Source organism: Paenibacillus taiwanensis DSM 18679, from assembly GCF_000425125.1.
Lineage (GTDB): Bacteria > Bacillota > Bacilli > Paenibacillales > Paenibacillaceae > Paenibacillus_B > Paenibacillus_B taiwanensis.
The window spans coordinates 57,034-76,036 of sequence record NZ_AULE01000031.1 but is presented as its reverse complement, the minus strand read 5'-3'; the positions used below and the strand labels follow the sequence as shown (position 1 = coordinate 76,036).

General features: G+C 47.8%; 17 protein-coding genes. 14 read left to right on the top strand and 3 right to left on the bottom strand.

The window, feature by feature from the left end:
• Nucleotides 1–27: 27 nt before the first annotated feature.
• The 6 genes from H509_RS0107995 to H509_RS0107970 all read left to right on the top strand — a co-directional run bounded on the left by H509_RS0107995 (nt 28) and on the right by H509_RS0107970 (nt 7,227).
• Nucleotides 28–2,610, top strand: a complete 2,583-nt coding sequence (locus H509_RS0107995; RefSeq protein ID WP_028544624.1) for a transglutaminase-like domain-containing protein — start codon at nt 28–30, stop codon at nt 2,608–2,610.
• Nucleotides 2,611–2,762: 152 nt separating this feature from the next.
• The gene (uvsE, locus tag H509_RS0107990; RefSeq protein ID WP_028544623.1) at nt 2,763–3,767 is read left to right on the top strand and encodes a UV DNA damage repair endonuclease UvsE; all 1,005 of its coding nucleotides are present in this window, start codon (nt 2,763–2,765) and stop codon (nt 3,765–3,767) included.
• 229 nt (nt 3,768–3,996) lie between these two features.
• Nucleotides 3,997–4,767, top strand: coding sequence for an enoyl-ACP reductase FabI (gene fabI / locus H509_RS0107985; protein ID WP_028544622.1), 771 nt, complete (start codon nt 3,997–3,999; stop codon nt 4,765–4,767).
• 179 nt (nt 4,768–4,946) lie between these two features.
• Nucleotides 4,947–5,771: a sulfite exporter TauE/SafE family protein gene (locus H509_RS0107980; RefSeq protein WP_211234316.1), complete on the top strand. Its 825-nt coding sequence runs from the start codon at nt 4,947–4,949 to the stop codon at nt 5,769–5,771.
• Nucleotides 5,772–5,875: 104 nt separating this feature from the next.
• Nucleotides 5,876–6,733: an inositol monophosphatase family protein gene (locus tag H509_RS0107975; RefSeq protein ID WP_028544620.1), complete on the top strand. Its 858-nt coding sequence runs from the start codon at nt 5,876–5,878 to the stop codon at nt 6,731–6,733.
• 188 nt (nt 6,734–6,921) lie between these two features.
• Nucleotides 6,922–7,227, top strand: coding sequence for a hypothetical protein (locus H509_RS0107970; protein ID WP_342663637.1), 306 nt, complete (start codon nt 6,922–6,924; stop codon nt 7,225–7,227).
• Between the two features lie 105 nt (nt 7,228–7,332).
• On the opposite strand, the gene H509_RS0107965 is transcribed toward H509_RS0107970, so the two are convergent.
• On the bottom strand, nt 7,333–8,685 hold the full coding sequence (locus H509_RS0107965) for a C39 family peptidase (protein WP_028544618.1): 1,353 nt from the start codon (nt 8,683–8,685) through the stop codon (nt 7,333–7,335).
• Between the two features lie 372 nt (nt 8,686–9,057).
• Between H509_RS0107965 and H509_RS0107960 the strand changes: the two genes are divergently transcribed.
• From H509_RS0107960 to H509_RS0107930, 7 genes are all read left to right on the top strand, one after another.
• Complete coding sequence (locus H509_RS0107960) at nt 9,058–9,939, top strand: ROK family protein (RefSeq protein WP_028544617.1); 882 nt, start codon at nt 9,058–9,060, stop codon at nt 9,937–9,939.
• A gap of 225 nt (nt 9,940–10,164) precedes the next feature.
• Nucleotides 10,165–10,932: a dethiobiotin synthase gene (gene bioD, locus H509_RS0107955; RefSeq protein ID WP_028544616.1), complete on the top strand. Its 768-nt coding sequence runs from the start codon at nt 10,165–10,167 to the stop codon at nt 10,930–10,932.
• Between the two features lie 113 nt (nt 10,933–11,045).
• Nucleotides 11,046–12,050 (top strand): biotin synthase BioB, encoded by a 1,005-nt coding sequence (gene bioB, locus H509_RS0107950; protein WP_028544615.1) that lies wholly within the window; start codon nt 11,046–11,048, stop codon nt 12,048–12,050.
• Nucleotides 12,038–13,300: an aminotransferase class I/II-fold pyridoxal phosphate-dependent enzyme gene (locus tag H509_RS0107945; protein WP_245596004.1), complete on the top strand. Its 1,263-nt coding sequence runs from the start codon at nt 12,038–12,040 to the stop codon at nt 13,298–13,300. Before bioB ends, H509_RS0107945 begins: the two co-directional genes overlap by 13 nt.
• Nucleotides 13,284–14,324, top strand: a complete 1,041-nt coding sequence (locus tag H509_RS26710; RefSeq protein WP_051286889.1) for an alpha/beta hydrolase — start codon at nt 13,284–13,286, stop codon at nt 14,322–14,324. Before H509_RS0107945 ends, H509_RS26710 begins: the two co-directional genes overlap by 17 nt.
• Before the next feature lie 28 nt (nt 14,325–14,352).
• On the top strand, nt 14,353–15,345 hold the full coding sequence (locus H509_RS0107935) for a methyltransferase (protein WP_028544613.1): 993 nt from the start codon (nt 14,353–14,355) through the stop codon (nt 15,343–15,345).
• Nucleotides 15,346–15,505: 160 nt separating this feature from the next.
• The gene (locus tag H509_RS0107930) at nt 15,506–15,733 is read left to right on the top strand and encodes a hypothetical protein (RefSeq protein ID WP_157277543.1); all 228 of its coding nucleotides are present in this window, start codon (nt 15,506–15,508) and stop codon (nt 15,731–15,733) included.
• A gap of 116 nt (nt 15,734–15,849) precedes the next feature.
• Here H509_RS0107930 and pfkB read toward each other — a convergent pair whose 3' ends face one another.
• Together pfkB and H509_RS0107920 are read right to left on the bottom strand one after the other, a co-directional pair.
• Nucleotides 15,850–16,785, bottom strand: a complete 936-nt coding sequence (gene pfkB / locus H509_RS0107925; protein WP_028544611.1) for a 1-phosphofructokinase — start codon at nt 16,783–16,785, stop codon at nt 15,850–15,852.
• Nucleotides 16,786–16,961: 176 nt separating this feature from the next.
• Nucleotides 16,962–17,846 carry a class II fructose-bisphosphate aldolase gene (locus H509_RS0107920; protein WP_028544610.1) on the bottom strand — a complete coding sequence of 295 codons (885 nt, stop codon included), beginning with the start codon at nt 17,844–17,846 and terminating at the stop codon, nt 16,962–16,964.
• A 92-nt stretch (nt 17,847–17,938) separates the two neighbouring features.
• Here H509_RS0107920 and H509_RS0107915 point away from each other — a divergent pair, with 92 nt between their 5' ends.
• Nucleotides 17,939–18,994, top strand: a complete 1,056-nt coding sequence (locus H509_RS0107915; RefSeq protein ID WP_028544609.1) for an SIS domain-containing protein — start codon at nt 17,939–17,941, stop codon at nt 18,992–18,994.
• Nucleotides 18,995–19,003 lie beyond the last annotated feature (9 nt).

Below are 19,003 nucleotides of genomic sequence, written 5' to 3'. Positions count from 1 at the left end.
TCTAGCTCAAGAAGGGTGGACTGGGGAATGAACACAACTGGAATTTACGGGATTGATCCGCTCGTGTTGGAACAGAAATTGGCGATTAAAATGGATTGGGCGCAGCATCGTAAGGATGCGCTGTTTCAGACGTTTAATTCTAAATTGACAGAAGAAGAGATCCTTTTGCTGAAAGTGCTGTATGCCTACATGCCGCTTCATGATCTGGCCGACTATGATGGTGACTTCTTTCTGAGTCATGTGCGGCAAGCTTTAAAAGTTCGTGAACAAATGTCATGGGGAATTACGATACCAGATTCCATATTTGTGAACTTTGTGTTGCCGTATCGGGTAAACAATGAAAATATTGATGATAGCCGAAAGGTCATTTATGAAGAGTTAGCAGGACGTGTAAAAGGCTTGTCTATGTATGATGCTATTATGGAAACCAATTATTGGTGTCATGAGCGAGCGACTTATATCGGTACAGACATGCGTACGGTGTCTCCGCTTACGATTATGCGTACGGCGCTTGGACGCTGCGGCGAACAATCTACATTGGCAGTGGCGGCCCTGCGCAGCATCGGCATTCCTGCTCGCCAATGCTATACACCTAGATGGGCGCACTGCGATTCGAACCATGCCTGGGTGGAAGCTTGGGCGGACGGCAAATGGCATTTTCTTGGCGCTTGTGAGCCAGAGCCTAAGTTGGATGAAGGCTGGTTCCGTTCCCCGTCCAGACGGGCTATGCTTGTAAACACACGAGTATCGGCTGATTATAACGGGCCCGAGGAAATATGTTCCGATCATCCGTGGTACGCCGAAATTAATATGCTTGATAACTATGCGCCGGTTAGGGAAATTACGGTGCAAGTGGTCGATGCAAAGGGGCGTCCAGTCGAAGCTGAAGTTCATTTTCAGCTCTACAATTATGCTGAGTTTTATTCCATTGTAACTAAGAAGACGAATGCTGCTGGTCAAGTGACTTTAAAAACAGGGCTTGGCGATCTCCTGCTGCACGCCCGTAATGAGCAGGGATTTGGGATGCGGAAGATCAGCGTAATCGACACGGATCCGAATAGCTTTGAAGTAGAATTACATGCGGTGACAGAACAGTTGGTACAGGAATGGAACATGGTTCCGCCTCCAGTGATGAATATAGACAATTGCACGGTGTCAGAAGAGGCGAAGCACACACACGAGGAACGTGTCAAAGAAGGCGCAGCTATTCGTGCGGCATTTGAAGCAACATTTTATTCAGAACAGCAGGCAATGGAACTGGCCGAGCAGCTTGGATTAGCGGCTGAGCGGGTATGGCCAGTAGTAGAGAAGGCCAAAGGAAATAGTGGTGAAATTGCAGCATTTCTGTTAAAGGAATGTCCAACATACGGTGATCTTCCGTTAAGATTATTGGAATCACTGCGTGACAAAGATTTGACGGACACATTTTCATCGACATTAGTGGATCATTTACACTATGCAGCAGCGTATGTGGATCAAGGCATCCCAGAAGAGCTGTTTGATGCCTATGTGTTATGTCCACGTATCCATTTCGAGATGATTGCTCCTTACAGAGAGCAGCTCCTGCAATCGCTATCGGAAACGGAGCGTCGTCAGTATGTGTCTGATCCGCAATTACTCATTACACAGATTAACAATAGTATTTTAATAGTGCAGGATGTAGATCGATACTCGGGTATGATGACTCCAGCGGGTGTTCAGCGTATGAAGGTGACAGATCAAAAGAGCCGCGACATTTACTTTGTGGCAATGGCAAGATCGCTAGGGATTCCAGCCAGACTGGAACCACTTCAATTGGGTGCTCAATATTGGCTGAACGAGCAATGGCAGGAGGCGCAATGGGAGACTGAGGCTAACCAACTGGAGACGAATATAACTGCAAAAGGCTCGGTTGTGTTTGTTGCGGCGGAACAACATGCTGAGTTGGCAGCCTATCAGCAGACGTTTACGATTGCTCGCTTGGAAGATGGCTTGTACCAGACGATGTTGATTCCTTTTGGGGAAAAAGATGTATACGGCAAGCCATATGAAGTGTTAAGCGGTAACTATCGTGTAACGACTGGGACACGGCTTCGTGATGGTACGGTGCTTGTCCACTGTAGTTACTTTACAGTGAAGCCGAACGATACCGTGCATACAACGCTTATTTTTAGACAAGAAAGCATATCTGTTCCCGTACTCGGGGAGGTGTCGGCAGACACCATTGCTCGTATTTCACCTGATGTAATGATAGAACTGCCACAAGCAGGTGTCATACTAGCATGGCTGGATCCTGAACGGGAGCCATCTAAGCATTTGGTGCGAGAAATGAGAGAGTTGAAATTGGAACTTGAAAGCTGGGGCGGCGCTGTACGACTGCTAGCCCGTAACGAAGATGCTGTTGCCAGCATTGATATGAAAGGACTTCCCGCCACAGCGGCAACGATACAAGATTCCTCCTGCGAAGGTCTTAAATTTATGCAAAAACATATGAACATAATAAAAGGAATTGAGTTCCCGATAGTCATTGTCTTAGATGCGAAGCGACAGCTTCGTTATGTATCAGAGGGGTACAAGCTTGGAGTTGGTGCTGAGATCGTAAACACAGTACTGAATATGAAAATACATTAGTATGCACAAATCTAATCCGACCTGAGTTCGACTGCCACCGTAGTGAGCCGGAAGCAACAGCCTACACATACACAGAGCTCCTTTCGGGCAACATAGAACATAAATCACAACCTTATTTACTTTTAATGTTGCCGGAAGGAGCTTGTCCCTTTATGCTAGTTCGCCTTGGTTACGTAGCTATGTCCATGACTGTCGCTAATAGTTCTCCCTCCAAAACGATGACCTATGCTTCATTCAGCAAGCTTGATGACCGCGAGGCGGCAATTCGCAGGCTAGAGCGTGTTGCAGAAGAGAACCTGAACAATACTTTGCGATTGTTGAAGCATAACAAAGCGCATGATATTCATTGCTATCGTTTTTCTTCCAAGTTAATTCCACTTGCCACACACGAGGCACTTCTTCACGAGTGGGACCCTTTCCCTGCATTAAAGCATGCTTTTTTGGCCATTGGCGATTATGTAACAAAACACCGGATGCGTGTCTCGTTTCATCCAGATCATTTTACGGTATTAAGCTCCCCGCGAGAGGACGTGCTTGTTAAGTCTGTACGTGATCTTCAGCACCATCTGCATATGTTAGAGGCGATGGGACTTGATGCGCGCGCCAAAAATAACATCCACATTGGTGGGGCCTACGGGGATAAACCTGCGGCTGCTGAGCGCTTTGTTCATAACTTTGAGGCGTTGCCAGACAAGATCAAGTGCAGAATGACCTTGGAAAATGACGATAAGACATTTAACGCAGCAGAAACACTTGCCGTATGTAACCGTCTCCAAGTTCCGATGGTGCTGGATATTCATCACCATTGGGTGAACAACGACGGTGAGCATGCAGCGGAACTGTGGCCTGATATTATGAAAACGTGGTCCACACGTAATGCGCAAATGGATGCATTATCCGATGATCCACTGCCACCCAAAATTCACGTATCGAGTCCGAAAAGTGAAAAGGACATCCGTGGGCATGCGGACTATGTCGAGGTAGGGCCGCTCCTTGATTTTTTGCGACGGATTGCGCCCTCGACCGAACGTTTGGATGTGATGATCGAGGCCAAGCAAAAGGATGAAGCCTTATTCCGATTGATGCGTGAACTGTTGTCTTATACAAATGATGGTGTTACTTATGTCGATCAGGCCAGCATAATCGTTGACGGTTAAAGGCGGACAGGGGCAAAATGGATCATAAGCACGTTAATAAGGAGCTAATATTAAGAGCTGGTACTAAAAAAATTTCTCAAATGATGTAAAATGAGCCTCGATTGACTTGAAAATCATCGTAAAATACGTTACGTTGGACAAAGAGTGCAAACCGTTCTCATGCTCGGGCATTGCTGTACAAGCGATGGCACCGGACATGATTAAGGCGGTAAGAGGAGGATTTTATAACATGACTCAAGTATTAGCAGGTAAAAATATCGTGGTCATGGGCGTAGCAAATGATCGCAGCATCGCGTGGGCGATTGCGCAATCACTTGCCGCACAGGGCGCTAGATTGGCATTTACATACGAGAGCGAGCGTGTGGAAGGGCGCGTGCGCAAGCTTGCTGAAACGATCCCGAATTCCGTTATTTTACCGTGTAATGTGACGGTTGATGAAGAGATTGATACGTTGGCTGCCCAGCTCAAAGAAGAGTTCGGCACACTGCACGGTCTCGTGCACAGCATTGCATTTGCGAAGACAGAGGAATTAACAGGCTTGTATGCAGACACGTCTCGCGCAGGCTTTGCGCTTGCTCAAGACATCAGTGCATACTCGCTTGTGGCGGTGTCGAAGCGTTTGTACCCGCTTATGACTGAAGGCGGCAGCATCATGACGATGACTTACCTCGGCGCAGAGCGTGCGATGAAGAACTACAACGTCATGGGTGTAGCTAAAGCTGCGCTGGAAGCATCCGTGCGTTACTTGGCGAATGATCTTGGCCAGTTTAACGTTCGTGTAAATGCAATCTCAGCTGGCCCGATCCGCACCTTGGCGGCTAAAGGTATCTCCGACTTCAATTCGATCTTGCGTGATGTGGAAGAGAAAGCGCCGCTTCGTCGTACGACAGAGACAGCCGAAGTGGGTGATACAGCGATGTTCCTTATGAGTCATTGGTCCCGCGGTATTACAGGCGAAGTCATTTATGTAGATGGCGGCTTTAATATCGTAGGTGTATAATTTGCTATCGTTCGCTATATCGTAAGATAGAGGCGACATCTGTACGTCAATCGTCCGCCTTGCGGCACAAGTGCGCTCTTGCAGCGTCATTTGGGCAAGGCGGATTTTTGCGTAAGTGAAGCAAATACCTCTTGTATACTTCTTAGATTACACTTTGTACGTGAAAGGTTGAACATAACATGGTGATAACGATCTTGCTTCTGGCAATAATCGGGCTCGCTGCTGCGACATTTGGCAGTATCGTTGGACTTGGTGGAGGTATTATACTAGTTCCAGGTCTTATTTATTTAGGGCCGCTCATGTTAGGCAAGACGATTGACGCTCAGGTGGCAGTCGCCACCTCACTGGCCGTGCTTATTTTTACCTCCTTATCCTCAACGCTTGCGTATCGAAAAGTGAAGCGTGTGGATTGGCGGAGCGGGATCATTTATTTTGTGACAAGCGGTCCAGCATCGATGCTGGGTGCAGCTCTCACGCAACAGTTCAAAAACCAGTCCTTTGAGCTTGCATTTGGGTTCTTTATGCTTGCTATGGCGATTTTGATGGTGATGAAGGACAAGATGAGGCCGCTTAACATTCGATGGAGTCAGACCAAGCAGTTTACAGATGGGGCGGGGGTTACCTCTGAATATGGTCAGCATGTAGGACTCATGTTGCTCATAGGCTTTATGGTTGGTCTCGTATCTGGTCTGTTTGGCATCGGAGGCGGTTCGTTATTTGTCCCACTCATGGTGCTGTTGTTCCGTTATCCAGCCCATGTAGCTACCGCAACTTCCATGTTTGTCATTTTTCTCAGCTCCATACTTGGTACAACTGTACACGCATGGAACGGTTCCGTCGATTGGCTGCTTGTAGCTATTTTGGCACCGAGTGCGTGGATTGGCGGTAAGCTGGGGGCAAAGATTGCGAATAAAATGTCGGGCAAAGGACTGCTGTTGCTTCTTCGTCTGACCTTGCTGATTCTGTCCATACGGATGATAGTCAGTGGCTTACTGGCCGGATGATTCAATTCATAACAGATAGGGCAAAGGGATGAAACTTCGCTAGCATGATGGCGTATAGTTGAATAAGGGTGTGTCACTTTATTACAGAAAGTAGTGTGAATGCATTGCGCAATGAAGAGAAAGTTCCGTATGTAGTGACAGGCAAAAGCTTTACCGCAGTTGCTGTTAACTGTGCAGCTAAAGCGGGAGAGTGGATTAAGAGCAGACTAGGACAATTTAAGAAGTTGAGTACAAAGTCATCTATGCATGACCTTGTCACTGAAGTAGATAAAGGGGCGGAGGTCATGATCCGGAAGTTGATTATGACCCATTTCCCGCATCATGAAATACTGGGCGAAGAAAGCGTAGAGCCTGGCCGAGACGCCTCCCAGCGTGCATTGGAGCAAGCACAGAAGGCGGAATACTTATGGATAATTGACCCGCTTGATGGCACGACTAATTTTGTTCACGGCTTTCCTTATTTCTCGGTGTCGATTGCGCTTGCCCATAAAGGCGAAGTAATCGTAGGTGTTGTGTATGATCCGATCAGAGACGAGCTATTTGTAGCGGAAAAAGGCAAAGGGGCTTACGTACATGGTGCGCCAATGGAAGTTGCGAAGGAGAGCGAGCTGGCTGACAGCTTGATCGCCTCAGGTTTCCCAACGGAACGTGAACGAGCGCTTCCGTTGAATTTGGCGGGTATTCAAGCGCTGGCCCCACAGGTGCGCAACATTCGAACGTCTGGTTCAGCTGCACTTCATATGGCCTATGTAGCTGCGGGAAGACTGACAGGCTTTTGGGAATTGAACCTTAATGCGTGGGATTTAGCAGCAGGAAGCTTGTTGATTGCTGAATCCGGTGGTCGCCTCACGGATACGCATGGTAATCCCTACCACTTGGCGGTGCGTGACATTGTAGGTACAAATGGACATATTCATGATGCAATGATTAACGTGCTTAAGGAAGCCAAAGCACAAGGATAGTTTAACATTTGGCAAATCGTATCACTTGGACTTTTGTTGCTAATACTCATTAATGTACGAGCTATAAAATAGCTGTAGTCTCACGATGATGATGAACTAACAATTAAGCATGATCAAAGAACCGTAAGGTTTTGGTCATGCTTTTCTACATCTTCTTACCTACTTTACACACAGGAGGCAGACCGTGTATGCATAACAATGAATCTAACCCTAAAGCTGAAAATCAAAAAGACACAACAGATGATCTAGTAAAAATGGAATCAGAGACTTTATCGATACAAGAGCTGGAAGCGCGGTTGGAGGCACTGCTGACGGCTGGAAAGATGGAAACAGAGCAGGTAGATCAAGCGGCAATGAAACGTATTTCACCGCGGACAGAGATTCGTATACAGACGCAGTTGGATCCAATTGTGGAGGAGACAAGACAGTTTCGGAGTATCGCAAAAGAAGTGGATAATCGTTACGATTCATACTTAAAAGGTGAAATTAAATAAAGCCTCCCAGTGTAGGGAGGCTTTATACTTACGAGCGCTTGCGAAACAGAGGTTGACGGTACTCCACTTAAAACCTCGGTGACCCATAACAGCTAAATACACGCTCTATTCACTTTTAGGCAATATGGTAATAGCTTGGCTGCCCATTTGCTCCCAACCGCGGCGGAAAGCCTCACGTTCTACTTTATTTTTGCGGCCAAGCGGATCATGAACATAAACGTACTGCTCGTCATATCCTGTTACAAGCAAGGAATGCTCGTAATAGGTAACCTGAATTGGGCCCGTCGGTGTCTGCCAAGTACGCCATGCAGAAGCAGGAACCCGATCGTATAAAGTGGTATGGATAACCCATATCGGAGAGCCTTGTGCCACTGTAAACAGCAGATGCTCAAAGGAAGTCCCTGTTATATCCGCGACCCGTCCAGGCAAATAAGATTCCGCCAACTGGGCAATCGGTTCGTGGTACACACCGAGTCCTGGATTACGGATGGAGTACATATCCCCTACAAACCCGTCATGTGGGTTGCCGAAATAAGTCTTGCTGCCTTCTACTCGGAAGGTAGAAGGGTCCTTCTTAATCTTCTTCGCCAGATCCATCTTGCCTACTTGAACCCCTTCGTTCTGAAGCAGCATGGCAAGTACGGTCACCTCGCAACCTCGCGGCAGCTCAGGAAGCTGGAGAATAAGCGGTGCGCCATTTAATTTAAACGACTTAGGCAGCGGCTTGGACGGATCAAACATCGCATGTTGTCCCCGATATTTGACGGATCTGCCAGGTGCTTGGCGCGCGTAAGCGACAGCCTCGCCCCATGTACGGAACAGAGCCTGAAAATGACCTTGAATCTCCACCGAGTAGGGACCAAAAGATTCATAGGCCAAATAGGCGGTTAACTCTTTCTTCCAATCCGCCCATTGTTTGTCCCCAGGTGGATCTTCATCGCGAGACAGGAGAACTAATCCATTTTTCACGTGGATGTAACGCCCAAACGTTTCACTTGCTGCACGCAGTGGAACGTAGGCGATTCCGTCTCTCATCTGTGGAGCAGTTCCCAGCTTATAATTTAATTTCTTGCCGGACTGGACAGCATGGGCTTGCTTCGATTGATAAACAATTTTGCGTTCGTCCGATGCAAGTGTAATGTTGCCGTTGCTGGTGTCATAGCTGACTTCGGCATCAAAATTCCTCGCTAAAAAGCGTGCAGGAACAAGTGTCTCCCCTTGCATCGTGTATGGTGCTGCGCGTGAAGTGCTCTCGTCGATTGGGATCAAATATCTGCCGGCGCGAGCAGTATTGCTGTAAAGCATCAGCACGACGTCATCACCAGGCATTTCAAAGGAGAAAAATGAATTGCCTTTGCCCAACTTGGAATCAAACAAATATTGTATCGGAAACGCACATAGTGCTAGTAATATAAAAAACAGCAGCCAGCGGTTAAGCTGTCGAACAAAGCGTGGCACTTCAAGCTCCCCCTAATAAAGTCATACTGTTAACTATGTATCGGCTAAAATGTCACATTTCTTTAGGACAAGCGTACCTTGAGTCTAGTAAATTTGCAATGCTCAGATAATATCTACTTAAAATGAAAATAGGAGCAAGCATAGGTTATTACGTTATTCATTTTGGATAAGGCGTTCTGGTTGGAATGTAGGAATACTAATCTATCATTGGTGAGCGGTAACATCTATTGTTGGATTCAAGTACCCTAAATGTTATAATTAAAGGTGGAAGCGTTATCTTGTGAAGAGAGCGCAAGGTAATGCAAGCTGGAGAGAGAACAAGAGTAATTGTACACACTAGAGAGCAGGCACGGAGAGCGAGGAGAAACCTACATGACAGTATTAGGAGCAATTGAAGGCGGCGGTACGAAGTTTGTAGTAGGCATTGGTACACCGGATGGTAAGATTGAAGACTTGCAGTCGTTTCCAACGACGACGCCCGAGGAAACGATGGGCAGAACGGTCGAATATTTTGCAGATAAGGGCGTCAGTGCAATCGGGTTTGGTTCGTTTGGTCCTGTTGACTTGAACCGCCAAAGTGCTACTTATGGGCATATCGCTTTAACACCGAAGCCGCATTGGAGCCATTACGATGTAGTGGGACATTTGAAACGTTACTTTGATGTGCCGATCGGCTTTGATACAGATGTAAATGCAGCGGCTCTTGGTGAAGCGACCTGGGGTGCGGCTAAAGGCTTGAACAGCTGTTTATATATTACAGTCGGAACAGGCATCGGTGCAGGGGCGGTCGTGGAAGGGAAGCTTGTCCACGGTTTGACACATCCAGAGATGGGACATATTCTAGTTCCTCGTCATCCAGAAGATACGTATGCCGGCAAGTGTCCTTACCACGCAGATTGTTTGGAGGGGCTGGCAGCAGGACCTGCCATTGAAGCGCGTTGGGGAGTAAAAGCCTACGAGCTTGCTGAGGATCATAAAGCATGGGAATTCCAAGCGTATTATTTGGCACAGGCGCTAATGAATTACATCCTTATTATGTCGCCACAGAAGATCATTTTGGGCGGCGGTGTATCCAAGCAGACACATTTGCTGCCGCGTATACGTGAACAACTGCGTACGCTGCTTAATGGATATGTGCATCATCCAGCTATATTGGAGCAGGCTGATCAATATATCGTAACACCAGGATTGGAAGATCGTGCAGGCATCACAGGTTCACTTGCGCTTGCCTTGCAGGCATTGGAAGAGAAATAAAAGATACGATAATAAATATTCAGCTAAGCCGCAATTGGCGCTATGTCTTGGGATTTGGGACATGCCGCCGATTGCGGCTTTATTTGTTATGCGAGCTGCACAGATTCATTTCATGTACAGACAGGTCTGATGATTGTAACTAATGAGCGATTAGGATAGAATATATTGTTGAAACGTTAACTATCAATAAATAAATATAGGTTTACATATAAGGTGGTGAGCGACATGTCCGACGTAAAAGGGCGGACGGCTGGTCTTTTTGTGTCATCAACAGGCACGGAATTAGGAAAAACAATAGCTGTTTCAGGTATATCAGCATGGTTTAAAGTTCATACAAAACGTTCTCCCCAAGTATGGAAGCCTGTGCAAAGCGGGGTTCAGTTGGGTGATGTGAATGCGGATAGTTATCGACTAAAGCATGGTGGTTGGTTAACAGATGTGTCGGAAAAGGAAATTGTATCGTCAACGTTCTCAGCTCCGCTAGCCCCGATGGCTGCGGCAAGACGAGAGCAGTCAACTATTTTCTATGCCGCTTTGTTAGAAGAAGGTAGAAGGCGTATGGAGCGACAGGGTCCATTGCTTGTGGAAGGGGCTGGTGGTGTTGCAGTACCTTTTACACCAAACAAGACGATGGCACATTTGGCAGCTGATCTGGAATTGCCGCTGCTAATTGTGGCAGCGCCGCTGCTAGGGACGATTAGCCATACCGTAACGGCTATTCATTATGCGCGTAATTGCGGGGTGCAAGAAATGAAGGTGGTTATAGGGGGCATGACACCACAGCTTCAAGAAGAACGACTATCTGATGTAGAAGAAAATGCAGCGATTATCGAGGAACTAACAGGTGTTCCTGTGTTAGCCATGATGCCGTGGCTGCCGCATCCCGTTACCTATTCGGAAGTAAAGTGGCAACTTTGGCGAGAAGAGTGGGTTCAAGCGATGGAACAGCAACAAGCTTGGACGGACTGGCTAAGTCAATGCTTAGGTAGCTAGCGTCAAAACGGCTAATAGTAGACCTTGTTTTCTCAGGATGGTTTGCTGGTGTCTACGATTTGTGTCACGAAGAGGGCAGCTGGCTCACAACAAATAAAAGGAGGATGGTAGAGATGACAACTACAACGGCTACGACTGTATACGACTGGGGAGCACTCGCCCAAAAAGCAATTGCGGGGGACGTATTAACGAAGGAAGAAGCACTTTCGGTTATGCAAGCGGACGAGAGGGAACTGCTTGCTATTATGGCTGCTGCCTATCAGGTACGTCATCATTATTATGGAAACAAAGTAAAGCTTAATTTGATTATTAATGCAAAGAGTGGCTTATGTCCGGAAGATTGCGGTTATTGCTCACAATCGCGAATATCTGAGGCTCCTGTAACGAAATATCCTTTATTGGAAAAAGAAGTGCTGGTAGATGGCGCTCGGAAGGCAATGGAAATGCAGGTAGGTACGTATTGTATCGTTGCCAGTGGTCGGGGTCCAACCCCCCGTGAGGTGGACCAAGTAGTAGCTGCTGTGGCGGAAATTAAATCGACGATGCCGATGAAAATTTGCGCGTGCTTGGGTATTTTGTCAGATGAGCAGGCTGAGCGTTTAAAAGCGGCAGGGGTTGACCGCTATAACCATAACTTGAATACGAGTGAAGATCATTACTCACATATTACTTCTACCCATACCTATCATGATCGGATCGATACGGTGGAAATGGCCAAGCAAGCAGGCATGTCTCCTTGTTCTGGTGTCATCATAGGTATGGGCGAGACGGATGAACAACTTGTACAAGTTGCGTTTGCCCTTCGCGAATTGGATGCTGATTCAATCCCCGTTAATTTTTTGAACCCGATCCCTGGCACCCCGCTAGCTAATTTGTCCAATTTAAATCCGAGACGCTGCTTAAAGGCGCTTGCCTTATTCCGATTTGTGTGCCCTTCTAAAGAGATCAGAGCTTCGGGCGGCAGGGAAGTGAATCTGCGCTCCATGCAGGTTATGGCTTTATATGCAGCCAATTCGGTGTTTGTCGGCGATTATTTAACGACTGAGGGACAAGAGGCTTCGGCAGACTACGGCATGATAGCCGATTTGGGATTTGAAATCGAACGATGTGCGCTGTAGATCGTTTTTATGCAGCACGACAGGCACGCTATGGTTGGATGCACGAGGAACTGGATCATTGGGATAAAGGGAGTCGGATGCGGGTTCTCGAAGTGACCCGTTGGTTAGAACAGGGTTGGATGGAACGCGAGGGGAAGCCGCTTTTTAATTTGGCATCAAATCATTATCTCGGACTTTGTCCTTGGCTGGACGAAGCAGCGTTGATGGATGTGAAAGCGGAATGTTTTGCTGCGGGTGAAGACGGTGTGCGTATAGGTTCAGGCGCATCGCGACTTGTTGCCGGACATGACCCTCTGCATGCAGCACTGGAACGGGATATGGCTAATTTTAAGCAGAGAGATCGATGTCTCGTTTTTTCAAGTGGATATATGGCAAATGTCGGGGTTATTAGTGCTCTGGTTGGCAGGCATGACACTGTATTTAGCGATCGATTAAATCATGCAAGCCTTAACGACGGAGTGATATTGAGTCGAGCGGAGCATATTCGTTATCCACATCGTGACATGAATCGTTTGGAGCATAGTCTGCGCAAATGGAGCGGAGCGCGTTCAACACGGCGTAAAGGGCTTATTGTGACAGATGGGGTATTTAGTATGGATGGAACGGTTGCTCCGCTTGAAGATTTGGTTAGTTTGGCTGAGCGATACGGTACGATGCTTATGGTTGACGAGGCGCACAGCGGCGGTGTGTACGGCATTGGCGGGCGAGGGCTATGTCACGCTGCTCGTGTACATCAGCGCATCGATGTTGTTATGGGCACGTTCGGCAAAGCTTTTGGTGCCGTTGGTGCTTATGTTGCAGCGGATGAGGTCTTAATCCGCTATCTGATTAACCGTGCGCGCACACTGGTGTACAGCACAGGGCTGCCGCCGCTTATGGCGGCCATTGTACACAGGCGGCTGCGCGAGGTGCAAGCCGCTGACGAGGCGCGCGACCGGTTAGTACGCCATGCGGCACTATTTCGAGCGCGGCTGCGGGCGGGCGGCCTTAACATCGGCGCGGGCGATAGCCACATTGTGCCGGTGCTGCTTGGCAGCGACAAGCGAGCTGTCGCTGCGGGGCAAGCGCTGGCGGAAGCGGGCGTCGCCGGTATTGCCATTCGGCCGCCGACGGTACCCGAAGGGTCGGCGCGTATTCGTTTTGCGCCGATGGCATCGCATCAGGAGGCGGATTTAATTTGGGCCGCTGATCAGATTATACAGGTGATTGGCAGCTTGAAGGAGGGTGCGACTGATGAAACCACGTTTTAGTGATGAGGGTGAACAGGATCTTTGTCTGTGGATTCATGGATGGGGAGTATCCGCTGACATTTGGCGTACTGCTGCCGAGTCATTTCCTCAATTTGAACATCATTATGTCTCGTTTCGTCATTGTCAATCTGCCGAACAGTTGATCAATACAGTCCAACTCCTGCCACAGATTGCAGCAGCAGGCAGGAACAGGCGGCGCTTTCATGTGATTGGCTGGTCCCTAGGGGGCATGCTTACCATTGATGCTGCCGAAAGGTGGCTGTCAGCTTGGGCTCTAAATCAGGATAGCAAAGGGAATGATGCGCAACAGAACAGAACAACTACTGACAGAACAACTACTGATAGAACAGATACTGACGTTGGGATGTTAAGCGGTTGTTCTTATATGGAAGATGCTGTGACTCCAGATAGCAGCAGGACAATAACAAGCGAATCAGTTGGTAACATGGTCAACCTGGAGCTAGAACTCATTAGTGTAATTCTGGTAGGCTCTACGTTGAGCTTTATAGACGATACGGGTGCAGCAGGCTGGCCTAAACGGATCGTGAAACGGATGCGTTCACGTTTGCTGCAAGCGCCTGATTCTGTGCTGCATGATTTTAAGGCCAAGTTCTGGTCAGCGTCCGAACTTGGGGACTCCGGCCTACAGCCAATTTCGGGGCTTTGCCAGCACCATTTGCTGGCGGCGACAGACTTTTCGCTGGCAGGCTTAGATGCAGGGCTTGCTTATTTGCTGCAAGCAGATTTACATAGAGCTTGGATGCGACTGCGGAATACAAACATCCCCGTGTTATGGCTGCACGGGGCAGAAGACCCGTTATGTCCACTGGGTGCACAGGCGCATGCCGCAGCCTACCAGGGGCGCGGCAATTTGACTAGTCGTGTCCTTGTTTCAGCAGGCCACGCGCCGTTCCTGACAGCACGGGACTGTTGGAATGAGGAATTGTATGCATGGTTTCAAGATCTAAACGTGCGTAAGGAGGGCGAACAGCCTGAATCAACATCGGCGTTTTCCATCCCATAACGAGCAGTGTCCTTCCGCTATTGACCACTTGCGTGGAGGTGCAGTTCAGCCTAAGACTGTCATTGATAAGCGGCTCGTAAAGCGACGTTTCGACCGGCACGCTCACGAATACGACAAGTACACGGACATTCAGCGTGATATGATTCGGTTTCTGCTTGAGCATCCTGTCATACAATCCTATTTGGAGCTGCATCAGAGAACGGCACTGCATCACAGAAATTACAAGCAATTGCAAGCACCCGTCACCATGTTGGATGTTGGCTGCGGCACGGGCTCATTGGCCTTGGCTATACTTGAAGTGCTGCCACAGGCCACTATTTCGTTGCTGGACTTGTCTCCTAATATGTTGCAGCAGGCTGTTGCCAAGATCACGGGGCGTGCAAGCGCTGCTTGTATAAAAGAGACGATTACAGCTGATGCAGAGCACTGGTTGTTGGAGCATGGTGCTTCGCAGTATGATTTCATAATATCCAGTGCTGCATTTCAATGGTTTAATACTCCGCATTCCACGTTGTTAGCAGCCATTAAACGCTTGCGCCCGGGAGGACTGTTGGCGTTTACGACATTTTTGCCTGGGACGCTGCGAGAATTACACGATTGTTGCGCAGCTGCTGATCAGCATTGTCATTCTAAGCATTCCGCTCGTGGACAAGATTACCCGAATGACGGCGAATGGACACGTTGGCTGGAAGAAGCATGTGCCAATGAACCAGCGTCTTCACCAGAAGGTTTCCGCCTAACGAAGGAGACGAAAACGCAGCTGCCTCGGAATCGATACTGGTGGTCTGAACACGAGCTTACCTATCAATATCCTAACGTTGAGGCGTTATTGCAGCATGTGAGGCGAGTCGGAGCGGGTAATGCACTAGCGACACCAAACATGCCGGTGAGCAAGCGGTGGCTTAATGCTTTAAAACATGAATATTTGAAACGATATCGTTGCGGCGAGGGGGAAGGGATTCAGGCGACTTACCGGGTTGCGGTTGGATGTGTTCTCGACTTAAGTACATCTTTTAAATAATTTTCAAGTAATCTTAGTTAGTTGTTGGGAAGCTTTTGATGAGTCGTTCACATGTAATAAGCTAGTTAGCCTTCATTAATCTTAAGTTTAAAATGTGGGCGATCTGGTTACTGTAAGGAGATGAATGATAACGGGAAGCATGGCATACCGAGGTGATGATATGGGAAAGTCAACTAGTAATGTTACTCGTGTGCACACAGAGCGATATGAAGTTCGTTGCGCTGGAGACACGTATCGATCCAAGACATTGGATTGGGCAAGACAGTACGCGGTTAGAAAATGCATTCCTAATGGATTGCCATTTGTAATTTGGGATTTAGAGCTGGATAGTGCTGTTATTGAAGTGCATGTAACATCACGCTCCATAAGTGAGTATTTATCCCCATAAAAAATGAACCGTCTGCACCTAGTGTCGTAACATTGTCAGAGTAGCAATGTTTATTGTTTCTGACGCTACTTTGATGGGTGCTTACCACTTTAAGGTGCATGACGGCTTTTTGTTATTTAGACCTTTATCTGTGTAACTTCAATCTGTTTCATTAGCGAGCCGACATCTTCCAGACGTACTAGACCTGCTGCTGGCATGAGTGCATTGGCAGTTCCGCATGCAGCTCCCATACGAAGCTGGTCAATCGGCGGCAGGCCGCGCTTATCGGCAACAACAATACCTGCCAGCATTGAATCGCCGCAGCCCACCGTATTCACGACATCAACCTTCGGTATAGTGACGCGATAAATACGATGATGAAGACCTGCAATCGCGCCTTGTCCGCCTAGTGAGACGACTACATTTAAGACCCCTTTCTCCATTAACCGACCGATTGCTTCGATTACGGAAGATTCATCTGCCGTTGTTCCACCGCTCAGATGAAGCACTTCGTGCTCATTGGGCTTAATCAGGAGTGGTTTCGCCTCGACTCCGGCAAGAAGTGCATCTCCGCTTGCGTCGAGTACGGGGATCGCACCAGCATCCTGAATGAGCTTGATACAATCCGCATAGAAGGTTGGATGGCAGCCTTGTGGCAAGCTCCCTGACAAAATAACATGGCTGGAACGACGGGCCAGCATGCCAATCTTGGTCTTCATCGCTTCCTGTGTGGCCTCATTTAGTACAGGACCTTGTTCCAGCAATTCTGTCTGTGTGCCGGACAACGGATCAATAATAGTAAGGCAAATTCGAGATTCTCCGTCTACAGCGATAAAGTCGTGATTGATTCCTTCTTGGAATAGCTGCTCTTGAATATACATTCCATTGTATCCAGCGATAATTCCGCTTGCTGTCACGTCTTCTTTCAGCGTTCGGATTACACGTGCGACATTAATCCCTTTGCCGCCTGCACAAGCGTGCATATTTTGAATACGGTAAAGCTGGTTAGGTTGAAACTGAGAGGTCACATAAGTTTTGTCGATTGCCGCATTCATCGTTACGGTCGTAATCATCCGTATACTCCCCCAACTTTCTCTATCCAGCACAGTAAGAGAAGGAGCGAGCGAGTCGCCACCATCATCGAAGTGCTCTCATAATAAGTGAAGAAAGACTTTCCAACGACAAATGCCGAAGCTGGAAAGCCTATCTCCATCATCTATTTATTATATCGTCGAATCAAGTAAAAGTTTTAAGATGACGTAGCTGCCAACATAAGCTCGGCTTTACCACCGCAGCCGGCCATTGCGATCTTCTCTTTCGTTAGTGCTTTAACAGCTGCTTTGGCGGGGACCATATATTTGCGTGGGTCATTTTCGTCAGGATTGGTGTCAAATACAGTTCTAATCGCATTGGAAAACGCAATTTTGAGTTCTGTTGCGACATTCATCTTCGACATGCCTAGCTTTACGCAGCGTTTCACCTGTTCTTCAGGAATACCCGATCCTCCGTGCAGCACAAGCGGAATACTGACAAGACGCTGGATCTCCTCCAACCGTCCAAACGCGATATGCGGCTCCCCTTTATAAATGCCATGTGCGGTTCCGATTGCAGGGGCAAGAGTAGAAACGCCTGTCTCTTCCACAAACCGCTGACACTCTTCTGGTACCGCTAGACGAGCGTCCTCATCTTCTACTACAAGGTCGTCCTCAACACCACCGACTTTACCCAACTCGGCCTCTATATTAACACCAGCAGCTTGTGCGACTTTGACCACTTCCAACGTGCGGCGCACATTGTCTTCATAGGTATGCATAGATGCATCAATCATCACGGATGTATATCCAGCGCGTATACATTTCACAATGAGGGCATAGTCCGTGCAGTGATCAAGGTGAAGGGCAATCGGGATGTTGGCCATCTTTGCGGCTGTTTGGGCTGCGGCGACAATATATTCGGGTCCAAGATGGTTGACGGTTCCAACAGTAGTTTGCAAAATGAGCGGGGCGCTCATTTCTACAGCGGCATCTACGACAGCTTGCAGCATCTCCAATGTGTGAACGTTAAAAGCGGTAATCGCAAAACGTTGTTCCCTGGCGGCTTGGAGCATAATGGTAGAACTGATGAGATGGCCCATAATGACATATCCTCCTACAATATAATGATTGAAACAATCAAAATAATGACTTATAATTTCATTAACATGATTATAAGGGAGGGTCTTTATCGATGTCAAACGTGAATACGCATACGTACAACGAGATTTGTGCGCAAAGTGAGGCGTTGCAAGCAGCATGGGAACAGCTTAATAACCAACAAGATTGGTTGAAACAATATATAGGAAATACCGAATTTGAGCAGGTGCTATTTATAGGCTCGGGATCATCGTGGTATCAGGCGATGACGATGGCCGCAGTTTATCGTGCTTGGACGGGGCGCCCTGCAACTGCCCACCCTTCATCGGACCTGTTTTTGTTCCGCAATCAGACGGTGACAACAGCGCTTAACACTTTATTGGTTGGGGTATCAAGATCCGGTGAGTCTCATGAAGTCATTTTGGCGTTGGAATCGGTACAAGACCTTACAAACTGGGCGACTTGTGGTATTACGTGTTACGCGGACAGTAAGCTGGCAAGGATGACGGAGTGCTTGGTGTCACCGCTTGGGCAGGAGAAAAGTACAGTAATGACGAAATCGCTCAGCAGCATGACTTTTATGATGCTGGCTGCTATTGCACAGGCCTATGGTCATCATCAAGCCTTGCAGCAGCTAGAGACAGTTTTACAGTCTAATGCAGCCATCGTTACACTGGCAGACAATGCGGCACGCAAATGGGTAGAATCCAATTCTTTTACGAAGACAATCTATTTAGGAATGGGTTCTATGTATGGTTTGGCGCTGGAGGCTTGTTTGAAGCTAAAAGAAATGACATATACATGGACGGAAGCTTATGGCACACTTGAATTTCGTCATGGTCCCAAATCGATAGTGGATGCAGATACGCAAGTCATCTTGCTTTTATCGGAACAGGCTCGTCATTATGAACTAAAAGTTGCCAAAGAAATGAAGCAGTACGGAGCTACTATAGTTCTCGTTGCAGCACAGGAAAGCGAAGATACACAATTTGCAGACTACGTAATAAATATCGGTCATGCCGAACTGATGGATGAGGCAAGATCCGTTTTGTATTTGCCATTTGTGCAGTACAATGGGTATTATACAGCGGTTGCACGCGGATTAAACCCAGATGATCCTCGCAACTTGACGCAATTTGTATCACTTTAGATCATAAAT